The following is a 16,815-nucleotide window of genomic DNA, read 5'->3' as shown; positions in this document are numbered from 1 at the left end:
TCAAATCTGGACTTGGCACTCATACCATTCGGTTCGGTCTACTTCCACCTCATTTCACTTTTTTCATATAGAAATAGATCGTTAACGGCATAAATAGAAGAAGCAACAGTAGACATACCCCAACACCAGCTGCAATATCGCCAGTCGATGCCGTTCCATGCATCAATCCCCTTGCTGTCGTAGCAGCAACACTAATCGGATTCAGCTCTACAATAACGCCCATCCAGCCCGGCATCGTATCGGAATCCACTAATATATTGCTCGCAAACAGCAGCGGATACATCAGCATCATACTCGTGCCGGATACCGTCTCTGGCTTTTTTACTAGCACACCCATCATCGAGAAAATCCAACTCACACTAAAAGCAAAGCAAACAATAAACAGCAAAGCCATTATCGCGCCTATTGCGCCCCCCTCTGGTCGGAACCCCAACAGCATTCCCACTCCAAAGGAAACAAGCGCAGCACTCATATATCTTAATCCGTCCATCAGAACAGAACCTATCATCGTAGCAGGCTGCCAGAAAGGCATCGTACGGAATCGATTATAGACCCCTTTTACAATATCCTGGCACAACGTCGTTCCACTATACACCGTCATTGGAAGAATCGTTAGCAGAAGAAAGCCTGGCAAAAAATATTGCAAATAAGCAGTCGTAGAGCCTGCAATCGCGCCGCCGAATAGATAAGTAAAAATGAGCAGCGTGAGAACAGGAGCGAGAACAACATCCATGCCATAAGCAAACAGATTGTTGCTCGTGTGCTTCCACGTTCTCCATACAAAGATGCGAACGGCTGTAACCGCATTAGGGCTCGCTAGATTCATCGATTCCCGTGAAAACAGGGAACTGTCTGGAGCAATCCGCGGCATCGCTTTCGTTGTATTATTCATGACATAACCTCCTTGCTTGGAGTATGAAGCAGAGCTAAAAATACCTCATCCATGCTCGGATCACTAAGCGAAAAATGAGCAACCGGCATATCGTTGTCTAGCAAAAGCTGAATGATTTGATTCGCACGTCTCGCTTCTGTTACTGGTATTTTTAATAACATGGGATCTGTATTTTGCAGTAGGGTGAGATGATGTCTGGCCAGCAATCGTTCGATATTAATAGCATTCACCTGATACGGATGCTGCAGCTGAATAGACAACGTCTTCCCTCCAGTAGAGGCCTTCAACTGAGTCGGTGTACCTTCGGCAACAATACTTCCTTTATCGATAATAACAACCCGATCGGCCAACTGATCCGCTTCTTCTAAATACTGCGTCGTTAACAGCACAGTCGTTCCTCGCTTCAGCAGCGTTCGCACGACATCCCATACTTGCATACGACTCTGTAAATCAAGTCCTGTTGTTGGCTCATCTAGAAAAATAATTTCTGGTTGGTTGATGACACTCGCAAGAATATCCAACCGTCTCCGCATGCCACCTGAGTACGTTTGCACAATTCTATCTTTCGCATCCGACAATCCGAATGCTTCTATCAGTTCGTCCGCTAATGTACATGCTTCTTTCACAGAATAGCCATACAGCCGCGCAATCATAACGATGTTCTGATGCCCCGTTAGCCCCTCATCAAGTGCAGCGAATTGCCCTGTCAAGCTTATGTTCCTACGGACGTCATTGGCTTGTGTCGCGGCATCGTATCCTGCAACAAAAGCCGTACCTGCATCAGGCTTAATTAGTGTGCTGAGCATACTTACGATCGTCGTTTTACCCGCACCATTCGGGCCAAGCAGAGCCAATAATTCGCCTTTTTTAACTTGCAAATCTATACCTTTAACGACCTCAATGCCGTTGTATGCCTTCCTCAGACCGCTCACTTCGATAGCAAGTGGCATATCTGCTCATCTCCCCTCTGTAATAGAACAATCAAATCCTATCTTTCTATTAAAATATCTAAATTATCTAAAATATCTTTTATTAGATTCTATCCTTTATCTTTTATCTTTTATCCATTACAAAAAACGGTCTTTATGTTCAGCGGCCCACTCCGCAAACGTCCTGCCACGTCGTCCAGTCACAAGCTTCACTGTAGGCAATACCGTATATCCAACTTCAGGTGGATTTTTGCCCATTTCTACGAAGAAATCGATATCGCCTTCTTCATAGCCTTGCTCTCTCCAACGATCACGAGCTTGCTCTTCCGTTAGCTCTATAAATTGAATTTCCTTGCCAATTTCTTCACTAATCACTTGCACCGCTTCGATACGAGTAAGCACCTCTGGTCCCGTAATAAAATAGCTTTGCTTATGATGCCCACCATCTAGTAATGCCGCGACAGCTACACTTGCAATATCCGCTTCATGCACTCTGGAGCTACGCACACTACCGAATGGCTCACGCACAACGCCTTCCGCACGAATGGAGTCTGTCCAGTCGATTAGTGTATTCGCCATCACTTCCACTGGCTTAAGGAATGTCCACTCCATACCGCTTCGTTGAACCGCTTCTTCTACTGCGCCTTCATAACCCACCAATACCGTCACACGGCGTACACCTGCTTTTTCCGCCATTTCGATAAGGGCAGGATTCGTCTGCAAATAACCATCTGCACTCAAACTCGATGTTATTACGTGCAGACCTGTAACCCCTTCCAATGCAGCTTGCAGCGTCTCAGGCGAATTCAGATCACCCGCCACCACTTCTACACCTGTAGGCAAATTCGCTTTCTCCGGGTTGCGTGATAAGGCGCGCACAAGCGCTCCTTTTTCCACCAGCTGACTTACGATATGTCTTCCCACTGTACCTGTAGCACCTGTCACTAAAATTGTCATTACAAATTCCCCCCACTTACTATTCATAACGTTGTTGAATCTTTTTGATTTCTTCCATTAGCTCGTCTTTCAAATCTTCAGGTGATAGAATTTCGACTTTGGAGCCATAGCTTAAAATGACGGAGATTGCATATTCTCTTAGGTAAAACTCCTTATGAACCTCGATGTGCGTACCAAGATGAATACAGTCGTCTCGAAACTGTTCTGTTACACGCGGCTGCGCGGATAGATCAAAGCGTAAATGCGCTACTGTTCCACGAACTTCTTCCACGACAGGGGAATCAACCAATTCCCTCGGCTGGAATGTCACATCTGTGATTTCCACTTGCTCCATACGCGACACTCGGAACAATCGCTTTGCTTTTTTACTTAAGCAGTAGCCCTCCAAATACCAGAATCCACGCTCCCAATACAGATGGACGGGTTCTAATTGTCTGTTCGTACTTTCACCTATCGCATTTGTATACGAAAAATGAATGATTCTACGCTCATTGACCGCTTGGTGCAAAACTTGAATGATAGCTTTCTCATCTTCCGAGGCGTTCAACGCGAAGATCAGCTTTTCATGCTCGCCTTGACTGAGCAGAGCTGGCTGTAAACTACCGAGCTTATTTACCAAGGAAGTGATTTGCTCTCCGAATGCTCCCTCCATACCCTTTAAGAGGTTGTAAATGACCGCAAAATCCTGCATTGAAAAATGCTGCTTCGTTAAAAAGAAACCTTCCATAAGCTCGAAGCCACCATCTGTACCTGCAAATGAAACAATCGGTATCCCTGCTTGATTAATAAGCTCTATATCCCGATAAATCGTTCGAATCGACACCTCAAACCGAGCAGACAATTCGGTTGCGGTTACTCTTTTTTTGGACATCAACTCCATCGTAATGCCAAGCAATCGATCCAGTCTCATTAGACTCTCTCCTCATCACCGCCATCCTCACATCTGATAATGGCATCATAATATACGAACCCTGACATCTTATATGTCAGGATTAAATCATGACTTTAAAAAATAGACAATAAAAATTAAAAAAAGGGCCCTACCTGCTTATTAGGATTACCCTCTTGGATTAGATTAGATCCGTTTAGTTTAGTTTACATAACGTAATTTACACATACATCGCAACCTTACACATGATGAATCGTTCATCTGTTGTGAAGTTCATGCATTGGATCTATGATGATAAGTAGAAGCGCAAACAGCACGAGTTCGTCAGCATGCTCTAATCAAGGAGGAATGATGAATGAGTAATCTTACTGCGTTATTTCTTAAAAGAATCGGCTACACCAACACCATTGAGCACGATCATCATGAAACGATCACATTTGAAAAGTTACCCCTGATCCTCGAATTAGCATCCACTTCAATCCCTTTCGAAAATTTACGCGTATTAACGAATCGCACTAGAGATATTACGAGAGAGCATTTAATTGAAGATATCCTCATCCATAACGAAGGCGGCATATGTTATGAGCTAAATGCATTGTTTTATTTATTTTTGCTAGATAACGGATTCGATGCTGCATTTACAAGAGCCATTATTTACGAAAATGAAGCGAAAGAATACATTGCGTGGGGCCGAACACATGTAGCGATTCTGCTTAAGCATGAGGGACAAACATATCTGGTAGATGCAGGTGTTGGCGGGAATATGCCATTGAAGCCTGTCCCACTGACTGGGGAGACGGTTACGTCTAATAATGGTGAGTTTCGGGTGACAAAAGTTGAACATGCGCTCGGTGATTATGTATATGAAATTAAGTTAAAACATAAAGATACCGATTGGCACATCAATTATATATTCGATTCCAATATACTGTTGTCTGACTTAGCAGAATGTACGGAGGTACAGCAAATTGTAATCGAACATCCCGATTCACATTTTAACAAAGGCCCGCTCATTACGAAGTTAACGAGTACAGGCAATATTACCTTAACAGCCAACTCATTTACACAATGGGAAAATGGAGTTGTTACGAAGGAACAAATCGATGGTGCTGCATTCTCGAAATTGCTACAAGAGCATTTTGGATTGAAATAGCGGACGGAGATCAGTTAAGCCGGATAGAGTCAAATGGGCACTAGATTCAGGTTCTAGTGCCCTTATGGTTTTCTAACATTCAAATGTACTCATACTCCAGTCTCTTCACCACTTTCGACGAGCTGGCGGAATGCTCTGCGGGAAATGAAAAATATTTTCCGGATCATATCGTCCCTTGACTCGTGTCAGCCTATCAAAATTGCAACCAAAGTAAGCCTGTTTCCAATTCTTAAGTTGGAGATCTGGTGTATTGACATAGACACCGCGGGTATAGGGAAGCAGCGCCCTGCGGAAATCTTCCACCCAGCGAATTCCTCGCTTCGCCCCCGCTTCTGTGTTCCATGTAGCTGACGGAGTCATATTATACAACGCTCGCCGATAAAAATAAGCGGTTGCCCGATTTGGCACTTTAGCCACCCTGCCTCCTAACCCATGCAATAACAGCGTAGCTTGTGAGGTTGGGGGCGATTCGATAAAGCGCCTGATCGTAGCAATGGCGCTCTCGGGCAGCCGATGATAAACGTAGGGCCCTACGCTCTTAAAGGGATAAGGACTTGTTGGTGTAGTCCTTGCCACAAGTTCAACGGACTCAATCCATGGAATTTCCTTAATAACGACCTTCCGTGGGGAGCCTGCCCGAAGCAATGGCTGCAGTAGTTTGCGGAGTTCCTTAGCAGAACCAAGAAAGACCCCTTGCATCAATATCGGAGAAAGCTCTGAAGACTGCTGCTTTGATTGGCTCGATTGTGGGGACTGCTGACCGTTAGCAATTCCCAGTGTCACAGTGAGGCGATCGTTAGCTCCTGGAACGGTGTAGTTTTGCCACGTGCGCAGCACCGGTTCCAAATCGTTCAGATCCCATCCGATTTCTGCAAAGCCAACGGTTTCGATCGGATGTGTACGGAAGCGGAAGGATGTGCAAACTCCGAAATTACCTCCTCCACCTCCACGCAATGCCCAGAACAAGTCAGCATGTTTATTCGCGTTGGCATGTATAATCCGTCCGTCAGCAGTGACCATCTCTACATCGACTAAATGGTCAATTGTGAGTCCATAAGGGCGGGACAGAATACTATGACCGCCACCAAGCGTGACACCAGCAACGCCCGTAGTTGGACAAAGCCCTACCGGCACAACTAGTTTTTCTTTCCAGAGTGCTTGATTCAAGGCACCTCCTCTGATGCCCGTCTGCACCGTAGCTACACCACGCGAACGGTTTACATCCACCTGATGCATATCACTTACATCAATTACGATGCCTCCGTCAACGACTGACAATCCTTCATAGCTATGACGGCCGGAGCGCATGCGAATCGGTACACGATTATAACGGGCCCATCGTATGGCATTGACTACGTCTTGTGTCTTTTGAGCAAATACAATGACACGCGGGAATTTATTAAAGTAGGTGTTGAATTCCTGACGTGCTGAGTTGTATTTTGAGTCCCTTGGTTCTACAATACGTCCGGTTAGTTCAGGCACCTTGCCTCGTCTTAGGAAGCGAGGAGCAAATTGTTTATTGAGCAATAACGTAGATGTTTTGTTGCCGCTCTTTTTATTTTTCAAGTCTTGGATGACATTCGAGCTTACTTTCACTTTGCGGAGTGACATTTTACCGTTCAACCTCTCACATCCTTATTGCTATTTTACATCGCACTCTCTCGAGGCATCTGCATATATCGATCTCTAGAATACATAGGATGTTAGCCCGAACAAATATGTTTGGGTAATCGTGGAGACGGAAAGGAAAGTTTAAAAAAAGGCGCAGCAGAATGAAATTATGGAGACAAGAGCTAAAAAAGCACAAAAAAACACTTGGAGAGTTCCAAGCGTTTTTTACAATGCTTTAAAATATTCTGCTACGAAATACGTGTCAGCTTATCGGGATTTCGAACAATATAAATATGCTGGACTTTACCTTGTCTCATATCCAAGAAGAACACCGATTGAACAACTCCATTACTCCGAATAATAATTCCAGTCTGTCCGCTAATTGGCGCCAGCTCCACGGCAAAGCCGCCTTCCTCTTCTGCGTTCTGGGGCCAATTTCGACGAATCCCTAATAAGAAGCGAGCGACGCGATCACTCGTCACGATTGGGTTAATCGCAGCGGTTACTTTACCTCCACCGTCAGACAGAAGCACTGCATCCTCAGCAAGCATGGAAAGTACTTTATCCACTTTACCGAGCGAGAGCGCAGCAAGAAACTGCTGCACCCACTCTTCTCCGATGCAGCCTTTTCCGATCAGCTCCTCTTCGGATACACCCATCTTCCCTCTGGCGCGGCTCATAAGCTTGCGACAATTTAATTCACTCTTGTCGATTAGTCCAGCAATAGTAGGATAATCAAACCCCATCGCTTCCCTTAAGACGAATACAGCCCGTTCGGCTGCGGACAACCGCTCAAGAAGCGCCAGAATTGCATAAGACAATAGGTCATTGCGAACGACCACCTCAAAGCTATCATCATCCATCGTCGGGATCGGCTCCGGCAGCCATGGCCCAACATACTGCTCGCGGCGCTTTCTCGCTGAGCGAAGCAGATCCAGACAACGGTTTGTAATCATTTTGCACAAATAAGCTTTCGGTTCCTTTAATCGATCGGGGTCGATGCTTTGTACTTTGACGAACACATCTTGAACCGCATCTTCTGCATCAGCGGCAGAACCGGTTAATTGATAGGCAAGACGGAACATTAGACCCCGATATTGTTCATAAAGCTCAATCATAGGCTGCCTCCTTTGATGAGAACTCAGAACTTGGAAATTAGTACTTAACACTTGATACTTGGTACTTGGCAATTTTGAGCTAGAACTTACACCTCGATGAAGCATCAACCGTTCTCACACCATACTGACATAATCCCATAATGTTTTCTTCGTTTTATAAGCTAACTTACCTGTGAGGATTATATCAAGTCCCCATTTATGCGTCCATAATAAGCCACGGTCTGGTCCAAGACCGATCGAGAAAGAGTCTAGCACTCCTTTGTGCTGTGGAGCCTGACCTCCCGTTAAATCCGCCCAAATAATTTTCCCTAAACGTTTCGCTTGCGGTATGGCCTCTTTACACGTCATTTGATCCGCCTTACCGCTCTCCATATCCACTACGTGCGCACAATCACCAACGGCATAAATACCTTGTGATGACGGTACACGATAGCATTCATCTACGATAATTTTACCATCGTCCGTAAGAGGCAGTGTCATGTGCCGCAAAGCTGGATTTGCGATAAGACCAAGTGCCCAAATCGTTAAACCAACAGGCAGCTTGGCACCGCTGGACAAAATAAGATGACCATCTTCTTCGCGTATCGCCTTCTCACGGTGATGAACGATAACGCCTATTTCAGCTAATGTGCTGTCCAATTTACGCGAAGCCTTAGCAGGCCCTTCCATAAATAAACGCTCCTGTGCATTTAATAAGTGCACCTTCACCTTCGCAGGATCGATACCCATGTTGACTGCTTCCTTTCGCATCGCGTGTGCCAGCTCGGCTGCTGTCTCGATGCCGGTTATACCCGCTCCTGCAACCGCTGCAGTTAATAATCTTTCCTGTTCTTGTTCCCCTTTCGCAGCGGCAAGCTTCATATTGGTATACCACTGCTCCCGCATACGCCCTGCAGTATGAATATCATTTAGCGAGATGCCTCCTTGATCCGGTTCCGGCTGGCGCGCGACACTACCAATTGCTACTACAAGCAGATCATAATGTATCCGATGATCCTGCCCTTTTTCGTCTTTGTATAACAGCCATTTCTTATCGCTCTCCACATGCTGTAGCGCACCTTGAACGAACTGCGCATCCTCCTGTAAAATCTGTTTCCATGGAATCGTAATCGGCTCATTGGATACAGCCGGGCGGAACAGCAACACTTTTCGTACATGATAAGGATGTGGGTCCAATAGAATCAGTCGAAGCTTCCGATCCACCTCTTTTTCCTGAAATGCTTTACGTATCGCCTTAATGGCGTGAATCCCAGCGAAACCTCCACCAACAACAACACAAGTTAATTCTTTCATTCCAACCCTCTCCTTTTCCGTATTTGACAATAGAACGAGAAAGGGTTGGTTTTTGTGACACGTCATGATCCAGTGTAATTGGAATACCAATACTATGTTGGACAATTGCTGTAGAACGATTACATAATTGCATGATGATTACGTTTATAGATTAAATGATTAAATGAATGATCGAACAAATGAAAAACCACCTGCCGTGGATATTTTCCATAGTAGGTGGCATCATTTATTAGGCTATTTCAGCATTAACGCCCACGAAATTTTATTTATTATATGCTTCAAACATCAATAAACACTGCAACTTAACAACGAATGCTACAAGAGCTACTCTGGACCAGCGCCCGTTTCAATTCTCGTCATCGTAGACTCATATCCTCCGCCGTCTGGGTACACCCATCTGCCTGAATTGACATTGCCATCCGTATTGAATTCGCCTTTGAAATAGGCAGGAGATCCCTTTTCACCGCCCCAAATCATCAACGTATCGCCATCTATTTCGTACACATAGTCCAGCGTATTGCCCATGCTGTCATAGTACCGCGACTTAATATCCTTGCTCGGCTCCTCGCCAAACGACTGTACGTGACCGATAATCTCAATCCCTTTCACATCTTGACCATACTGCTTCAACTGAACATCTTGGATAAGAAAAAATCCGCCTTCCATCCATCTATAAGTGACGATGCCTTCTACACCGCCGCTCACCTTCCAGCTTCCAACTAAGCGATTCAACGATTGCATATCAGGATTTGGTGTTGGCGCGGTATATGCACCTGTTTCCATAAGATTATCTGTCATAAGACGATTCCTCCTTATATTTACGTGAATGAGTAACATTTCGATGTATTTATTCCCGCTCCGTATCTATGTCTGAACCATCATGTCATTGCGAGTTTGATTCACGCAGCTGCCAGTACTCTTCCAATCGTTCTAACGTATCTGTATAGCCTTCAATCATACCCATCGCCTCAGCTCCTTCAAGCTGCTCCACACTTGTAAAATGGGTCGTAATTGAAACTTTCGTGCCCTGTACCGTATCGCTAAACGTAACCGCCGTTAACATATCACTACCGTTCATAACATTCCAATTCTCATCCGACATTGAGTCTACATAAACAAGCTTGGAAGGCTCAACTACCTCACGATAAACGGCTTGGCATAATACTTTATTTGTTCCATCATCAGCGGCTAATTGATAGCGCCATACGCCTCCAGGGCGGACATCCATTTCATACACCGTAGTAGTCCAGTTCCGAGGTCCCCACCAACGTACAATATGTACAGGCTTCGTCCAGCCTTGCCAAGCAAGCGTACGAGGGATGGCAACTATCCGCTCCACGATAAGTTCCCGCCGCTCATAATTTTTAATAGTGGTCGTCTTCCTGTTCATCGCATACCTCCACAATGGCAATCGAATAGAGCATTCGTATCATGTATGTCATCGAGTAGTAATCCAATATGCACGCAAAATGAAGCGAGCGCTTAAAAGTATCTCATTTATTGATAACTTTTTTGTTGCTCCTGCAGCTAAACGTTACTGTTACTGCTCCTCCTTTCTGTAAATGTCGAGCATATAGTCCTCAAATTGATCAAGACGCTCTTCCCATAACAAGCTAAAGGAATCGAACCAAGCATCCAGCTCTTGAAATGGTCCTGCTTCCAGACTATATATCCGCTGTTGACCCTTGTGCTGCACACCTACCAGTCCAGCTTCGCCCAAAATGCGTAAATGCCGTGACACTTGCGGCTGACCGATATTAAGCTCTTCTACAATTTCCCCAACCGAATGCGGTCTTTTTTTTAACAACTCTACAATGTTAAAGCGGTTGGGCTCTGCGATTGTAAATAACATCATCTGAATTGGTAAAGTTTTCATATTTAATATATACACCAAGGTGTATATATGCGTCAATGTATATTTAGATTGTATTAATCGTTCTTCGTACTCATCTACCCTGTGCGGATAGAAATTTTTTTGCATATTATCGTTGAAGTCTATTGACATAAAATACGCCATGGATATAATTAACAACAAAACCCACTGACATAGTTTATGTCAGCAAGGAGGAAAAGAAATGGAGCCCGCACATTCGATAACAGCGCTGCAGTATGTAGCCCTTATTCACGAAATATCTTACACAAAAGTATGTAAAGAAATCGGATTAACCCCACAGCAATTTTCCGACTGGGTCAAAAAGAGACGTCCCATTCCAAGGGAGCGGCTCCACTCGATCGCCCGTTATTTTGACATTGAGCCTGCTCTGCTTATTGACGAACAGCATTATCTTCAAGACCTGACTGCTGATTTAAAAATTGACCTGCAAATCCTGTTTCTTAACAAGCTCGTACAGCAAGCAGAAGAAGGCAGCGATATCGAGGCTTTTGAAGAGAAGCTAATCCGACTGCAGCACAAAAAAGCACAACAAGGTCTCATTAATAGATTTACAGCTGTCATCCAACAAAACGATGTGCAAACGACCCAACTGTGCGAAGCTTTTTTAGATCAAATACAGAGCGGTAATCTGTCGGCGCTGCAGCAAGCAATTAACCCGAGCGAAGAAGGAGACTGACCATGTGCACAATCTTTCATTTGAACCATGACGGCAGCAATCTAATAGGTAAAAATCAAGATATGATATACGACGGTGTTTATATTTTTACGAATTTACGAGGTATTCGCAAAACGGCACTTATTATGCCTCCTGCTTTGCCTGCTGTATGGACATCAAAGTATGGCAGCTTGACCATTTCCCAAACAGGCAAGGAGCTGCCGAGCGGCGGAATGAACGAAGTCGGTCTCGTCGTGGAGCAAGCGACCCTTTGGATGACGGAATATCCAGCGGCAGACGATAGATCGGCTATTAACGAAGTACAGTGGATTCAATATATGTTGGACACTTGCAGCACCGTTCAAGAAGTACTGCAAGCAGCTGCTAATTTTCGTATTGACCAAAGCACATCAAAAATTCACTATTTCATAGCAGACAGAAACGGAGAACGAGCAATTATTGAATTTTTGCACGGAAATATGCAGGTGTTCCACGATTCTCTCTCCATCCCTGTTCTGACGAACTCCCTTTATCAATACGCAACGGAACAATTCGAGAGAAACGTTAGACAATGGCCTGAGAGCGACGATTATGAGCAGAATTCCATGGAGCGATTTACAACCGTTTCCGCGCACTTGCTACAAGATATCCATCATACCGACCAAACCGACAAACTAGATTTCGCCTTTGAAACGTTGAAGAAAGCACGCCGTGAGGATACCATCTTTACACTGGTATACGATATAGAGAAACTGGAAATTCATGCAAGTACGAAGCGAAACCAGGAGCGTATAGTGCTTCCGTTGGCTGACTTCTCATTTATAAATGATTCCCTTCCTCTCGCCGCAGACCTCCAGACGCTTCATACCTCCAAAGTCCGAGAGCAATTTGTAACGTATCATTATGATTTCAATTTGCATGCTATCCGTTCTTTTTTTAACGATCCTATACTAACTTCCGTCTTCCAATGGAATAGTTCAGATGAAATGATAGCCTTTTTAGCTCGTTATCCGGATTCATTTGAATGATTCAACCACCTGCTCCCTGCCATTTGCTTAGATCATTCTCGACTGTATAAAAAAGAGCAGCTCACTCATCTTAAATGAGTAACTGCTCTTTCATAGCATCATAGCGTATAATACCAAGCTCCGTAGACAGCTAAGCCGTCACATACAACCATTTCAACGCCTCAGGCAAATAGTGAACACCTTTCTCGAAGTTATGCGAGTCACTTTCGTAAACGATCTGCTCCGCCGTATGCTCCGAGAAACCTTTGCTCAGCAATAATTCATAGATTGCCAAGTTGTTAGGTACCATCCACTGCTGCCCATTCGTTCGCCCTACGCCTTCACCATGTCCAACATTCATAAAGATCCGCTGTCCATGATTGCGTACAGGCTGCTGATCAACCCAATCTACAATGCCTGGGAACCAGAACGAACCAGAGAAACTACCTATTTTGCCAAATACATCGGGATAGAGCAATGCCGTATACAACGAAATGAGTCCGCCAAAAGAGAAGCCCATAATCCCCGTATGCTCGCCATCTGGCAGTGTCCGATATCTGCTGTCGATATAAGGCTTCAACTCATTAACCAAATATGCAGCATATTGAGCAGCTTGGCCACCGAACGTTTTTTCTCCCGACTCGAATATATGGTTTGCAGCAAACGGGGTATATTCATCATTTCGATCGAATGGCTTAATACCGACAAAGAGAAATGCGGGCAGTTCTCCCTCAGCAGTAAGCGTGCGGATAGTCGATAAAGAGTTACTTTTCGCCGGATCAATCAAATCCGCACTGTCCTGCATGTATATAACCCGATATCTTTCTGTACTTTCTTCATAGCCATCCGGTAAATAAATGGTTAAATGACGCGCTCCGAACTTTACATGTTTCGCTGTTATCATAAAGACCATCCCCACTGTCCGTTAATCTTTTAATCTTGACCTTTACATACAAATGAAATATGTACTCGGTGCTTTATTTCTAATTGATAATCATTATCATACAATACTTATCCAATGTCCAGCATATGAACAGAGTTCTATATTTTATAGCTAAAACCTATGAAATTCATTGATACTATATATTTCATTTATATCGTTACAGAGTCTATGCTAATAACAGAAACTTGGAGGTGGGCGTATGAATGGCCATGGTCAACATAAAGTGAAGTCTCAATTCGATGAAGCTGCTCAACAGTATGATCAGCAAAGAAAAATGCTTATCCCCTGCTTTGACGACTTTTATAAAGTGTCCGTATCGCTTGCGAGTGCTGCTACAAGTTCCCCGAATATATTAGACCTAGGTGCTGGAACCGGCTTATTCTCGTCATTTTTACTGCAAAAATATCCTGAAGCCAACCTGACCCTCATTGACTTATCTGAAAAGATGCTAGAAATCGCGAAATTAAGACTCAAAGGGTATACGAGCGTCAATTACAGCGTAGATGATTATACGAATTATATTTCTGACGTGAAGTTTGACATTATCATTTCAGGACTATCGATACACCATCTTACCGATACCGATAAACAGACACTGTACAAAAATATTTACATGAATTTGAAGCCAAATGGTGTATTTATCAATGCCGACCAAGTACTTGGCGATACTCCGTTTGTTAATTCCCTCTACAAGAACGATTGGAAGCAAAAAGTAGAAGTAAGCGGGCTTTCTAGACCTGAACTTGACTCTGCGTATGAGAGAATGAAACTAGATAAAATGTCACCATTGCAAACTCAACTTGATTGGATGAAAAAGAGCGGCTTCTCTGAAGTAGACTGCATGTATAAGTATTTCAATTTTGTTGTGCTATACGCCAAAAAGTAACGTTCATTCTCGATCAGAAGAGGATAATATGACAAAAAATATGTATATAGACTTAGTAGAATATCACATGGTATTTTGATTAATACCAAGTCGTAGGTACATAAGAAATGGACTTTTGTGTGTCTGGATTTGAGTTGAGATTTTGGGAGGAGTCTATTTGAAAAGAATCCTTGGTATTGTCATGACACTTGTATTGTTATTACCGTTAGTGAATATCCATCCCGTCCATGCTGCGCCAAGTAAATACACAGGCGGGCTGCTGGATGGAGCAGCTATTAAAGTCAGCAAACAAGTCGGTCAACCTTCTGGCGCAGGTGTTCTCCAAATGACGGATAATAATGTAACAACCTACGCTCGAGTTGAATTGAACAGCCTAGCGTGGTATACGTTCAGCTCCCCAAAAGAAATATCATCGCTCATCCTAAAAAGCGAAGATACCAAGTCAAGTATCCAATTCTATGATAATAATAACAATTTACTATATACGTACAACTCGGTCGTAAATGACGGTGTACAAACGCTGCCGACTTCAGTGAAAAATGTGAGTACGGTCGTATTAAAACCATCTAGGGCTGATTTCGTATTTGAATGGAATGTCTTTACGAAGGCACTCACCCCACCCGCTTCAACCAAAATCAACTGGATACAAGGTGGAGATAAAATAGTAACTTTCGATTGGAATAATACCGGTGCTGCATACTATACGATCAAGCGGGCAACAACCTCTGGTGGCCCATTCTCCACACTTGCCTCTACTATTTCAGGAACTACCTATACAGACCGAACAGTAACGAATGGTGTAACTTATTATTATGTAGTCTCAGCATGGAATGAAGCAGGTCAAAGTGTTGACTCACCTCAAGCAATGATAAAGCCAGCTGCAACGAAGTACACAGGTGGCTTGTTGGATAGAGCTACGCTAAATATAGGCCCTTCCATTTCAAATCCAATAACAACGACGAGAGTGATCACAGATAATAATGCGACCACCTATACTCGAGTGGAATTGAATTACTTGGTTTGGTATAAGTTCAGCTCTCCACAAGAAATCTCATCCCTTATCCTAAAAAGCGAAGCTACAAAGTCCAGCATAAATTTCTATGACAGCAATAATAATCTACTGTATACGTACAACTCGCTCATAAATGATGGTGTACAAACTCTTCCGCAGCCAGTGAAAAATGTGGCTTCCGTGGTGTTAAAACCATCTAAAGTCGATCTCGTATCCGAATGGAATGTCTTTACGAAGGCATCAGCTCCACCAGCTCCAACCAAGATTAGTTGGATCCAAGGTAGAGATAAACTTGTTACTTTGGATTGGGATCATACGGGTGCTGCACATTATACGGTCAAACGAGCAACATCTTCTGGTGGCCCATACTCCATACTTGCCTCTAATATTGCAGGTACGACCTATACGGACCGATCAGTAACCAATGGTGTAACCTATTATTATGTTGTAGCAGCTGGAAATGAAGCAGGATTCAGTGCAGATTCTCCTTTCGCAGCGATGAAAGCAAGCGTGACCAAATATACAGGTGGCTTGTTGGATGGAGTAGTGCTAGATATAGGTACTTCCATTCCAAATCCAACAAAAACAACGAGAGTAATAACCGACAATAATCCGGCTACCTATATCCGAGTCGAAGCGAATAATTGGGTCTGGTATAAGTTCAACTCTCCAAAAGAAATCACCTCGGTAATCCTGCATAGCGATGTTAAGAAGGGGAGTATAGAGTTCTATGATAAAAATTTTGGTCATCTATATACCTTTCATTCGAATCCAACCTTAAATGATACCGTTCAAACCCTTCCGACTCCGGTGAAAAATGTAACGACCGTTGTGCTGAAACCAGCTGGGGCCGATCTTGTAATCGAGTGGAATTTGTTTGGAAAAGACCAAGTACAGCCACCTTCCAAGCCGACTAATCTGATAGCGACAGCAGGGGATTCGAAGGTGACGCTGAACTGGCAATTAGTCAATGGTGCATCCAATTACAATATTAAGCGAGCTACCAAAACGGGTGGTCCATTTACGACAATAAGCACGGTTACAGGAAGCACATATCGCTTTGTAGATACGAATGCCGTAAATAATACGACTTATTACTATGTCGTATCAGCTAGCAACCAAGGTGGCGAAAGTGGTAACTCCAACGAGGTTTCTGCGACACCAAAACAAGTAGTACCACCTACTCCAGCGCCAGCTGGTCTAATAGCCGAAGCAGGAAACTCAACTGTAACGTTGTACTGGCAGTTAGTAAACAGCGCTGCACAGTATCATATTAAACGAGCAAGTACATCCGGTGGTCCATATACGACCATTGCAACCGTGACTGGGAGCACGTATGGTTTTGTTGACTTGGGCGTCATAAATGATACGACTTATTACTACGTAGTTACGGCTAGCGGCCTAGGAGGCGAAAGCAGTCCTTCCAACGAAGTTTTTGCGATACCGCAAGCTGTTGTAAGCTCAGCCCCGAATCTTGGTCGGTTCGATGCTCAAATTAAAACAATAAAATAATGTATCAAAAAAGCAGCCTACTAGTAGGCTGCTTTTCGTTTGTTATATTTCTTTCGTAGGTATC

16 protein-coding genes are annotated in these 16,815 nt (G+C 43.9%); 5 read left to right on the top strand and 11 right to left on the bottom strand.

Translation table 11 applies throughout. The features are described from left to right. Positions 1-49 precede the first annotated feature (49 nt). The 4 genes from FPZ44_RS04855 to FPZ44_RS04840 form a co-directional block, all read right to left on the bottom strand. Positions 50-892 carry an ABC transporter permease gene (locus FPZ44_RS04855; RefSeq protein WP_261378207.1) on the bottom strand — a complete coding sequence of 281 codons (843 nt, stop codon included), beginning with the start codon at positions 890-892 and terminating at the stop codon, positions 50-52. Further along, positions 889-1,842: an ATP-binding cassette domain-containing protein gene (locus tag FPZ44_RS04850; RefSeq protein WP_144987919.1), complete on the bottom strand. Its 954-nt coding sequence runs from the start codon at positions 1,840-1,842 to the stop codon at positions 889-891. Before FPZ44_RS04850 ends, FPZ44_RS04855 begins: the two co-directional genes overlap by 4 nt. A 117-nt stretch (positions 1,843-1,959) precedes the next feature. Then, complete coding sequence (locus FPZ44_RS04845) at positions 1,960-2,778, bottom strand: NAD(P)H-binding protein (protein ID WP_144987917.1); 819 nt, start codon at positions 2,776-2,778, stop codon at positions 1,960-1,962. Positions 2,779-2,797: 19 nt separating this feature from the next. Further along, positions 2,798-3,688: a helix-turn-helix transcriptional regulator gene (locus FPZ44_RS04840; RefSeq protein WP_144987915.1), complete on the bottom strand. Its 891-nt coding sequence runs from the start codon at positions 3,686-3,688 to the stop codon at positions 2,798-2,800. A 334-nt stretch (positions 3,689-4,022) separates the two neighbouring features. Here FPZ44_RS04840 and FPZ44_RS04835 point away from each other — a divergent pair, with 334 nt between their 5' ends. Further along, positions 4,023-4,820, top strand: coding sequence for an arylamine N-acetyltransferase family protein (locus tag FPZ44_RS04835; RefSeq protein WP_144987913.1), 798 nt, complete (start codon positions 4,023-4,025; stop codon positions 4,818-4,820). A gap of 105 nt (positions 4,821-4,925) precedes the next feature. Here FPZ44_RS04835 and FPZ44_RS04830 read toward each other — a convergent pair whose 3' ends face one another. From FPZ44_RS04830 to FPZ44_RS04805, 6 genes are all read right to left on the bottom strand, one after another. Next, positions 4,926-6,443 carry an FAD-binding oxidoreductase gene (locus FPZ44_RS04830; RefSeq protein WP_261378206.1) on the bottom strand — a complete coding sequence of 506 codons (1,518 nt, stop codon included), beginning with the start codon at positions 6,441-6,443 and terminating at the stop codon, positions 4,926-4,928. Between the two features lie 236 nt (positions 6,444-6,679). Next, a complete protein-coding gene (sigJ, locus tag FPZ44_RS04825) occupies positions 6,680-7,549 on the bottom strand; it encodes an RNA polymerase sigma factor SigJ (protein WP_144987911.1) in 870 nt (289 codons plus the stop codon). Positions 7,550-7,663: 114 nt separating this feature from the next. Beyond that, positions 7,664-8,842 (bottom strand): NAD(P)/FAD-dependent oxidoreductase, encoded by a 1,179-nt coding sequence (locus FPZ44_RS04820; RefSeq protein ID WP_144987909.1) that lies wholly within the window; start codon positions 8,840-8,842, stop codon positions 7,664-7,666. A gap of 324 nt (positions 8,843-9,166) precedes the next feature. Next, complete coding sequence (locus FPZ44_RS04815) at positions 9,167-9,640, bottom strand: DUF1579 domain-containing protein (protein WP_261378205.1); 474 nt, start codon at positions 9,638-9,640, stop codon at positions 9,167-9,169. A gap of 85 nt (positions 9,641-9,725) precedes the next feature. After that, positions 9,726-10,232: an SRPBCC domain-containing protein gene (locus tag FPZ44_RS04810; RefSeq protein WP_144987907.1), complete on the bottom strand. Its 507-nt coding sequence runs from the start codon at positions 10,230-10,232 to the stop codon at positions 9,726-9,728. Between the two features lie 150 nt (positions 10,233-10,382). Next, positions 10,383-10,718 (bottom strand): ArsR/SmtB family transcription factor, encoded by a 336-nt coding sequence (locus tag FPZ44_RS04805; RefSeq protein ID WP_144987905.1) that lies wholly within the window; start codon positions 10,716-10,718, stop codon positions 10,383-10,385. 199 nt (positions 10,719-10,917) lie between these two features. Here FPZ44_RS04805 and FPZ44_RS04800 point away from each other — a divergent pair, with 199 nt between their 5' ends. Both FPZ44_RS04800 and FPZ44_RS04795 read left to right on the top strand, forming a co-directional pair. Beyond that, complete coding sequence (locus tag FPZ44_RS04800; RefSeq protein WP_144987903.1) at positions 10,918-11,412, top strand: helix-turn-helix domain-containing protein; 495 nt, start codon at positions 10,918-10,920, stop codon at positions 11,410-11,412. 2 nt (positions 11,413-11,414) lie between these two features. Then, positions 11,415-12,419 carry a linear amide C-N hydrolase gene (locus FPZ44_RS04795; RefSeq protein WP_144987901.1) on the top strand — a complete coding sequence of 335 codons (1,005 nt, stop codon included), beginning with the start codon at positions 11,415-11,417 and terminating at the stop codon, positions 12,417-12,419. Between the two features lie 130 nt (positions 12,420-12,549). Here the strand turns inward: FPZ44_RS04795 and FPZ44_RS04790 are convergent, their stop codons facing one another. After that, complete coding sequence (locus FPZ44_RS04790) at positions 12,550-13,302, bottom strand: alpha/beta hydrolase (RefSeq protein ID WP_144987899.1); 753 nt, start codon at positions 13,300-13,302, stop codon at positions 12,550-12,552. Positions 13,303-13,540: 238 nt separating this feature from the next. On the opposite strand from FPZ44_RS04790, the gene FPZ44_RS04785 reads away from it, so the two are divergent. Continuing rightward, positions 13,541-14,227, top strand: a complete 687-nt coding sequence (locus FPZ44_RS04785) for a class I SAM-dependent methyltransferase (protein WP_144987897.1) — start codon at positions 13,541-13,543, stop codon at positions 14,225-14,227. Between the two features lie 157 nt (positions 14,228-14,384). Then, the gene (locus tag FPZ44_RS04780; protein ID WP_144987895.1) at positions 14,385-16,751 is read left to right on the top strand and encodes a fibronectin type III domain-containing protein; all 2,367 of its coding nucleotides are present in this window, start codon (positions 14,385-14,387) and stop codon (positions 16,749-16,751) included. The last annotated feature ends 64 nt before the right edge of the window (positions 16,752-16,815 follow it).

Origin of the sequence: Paenibacillus agilis (genome assembly GCF_007786455.1) — a bacterium.
In the GTDB taxonomy this organism is placed as follows: domain Bacteria; phylum Bacillota; class Bacilli; order Paenibacillales; family Paenibacillaceae; genus Paenibacillus_B; species Paenibacillus_B agilis.
This window is presented reverse-complemented; position numbering and strand designations above follow the sequence as displayed.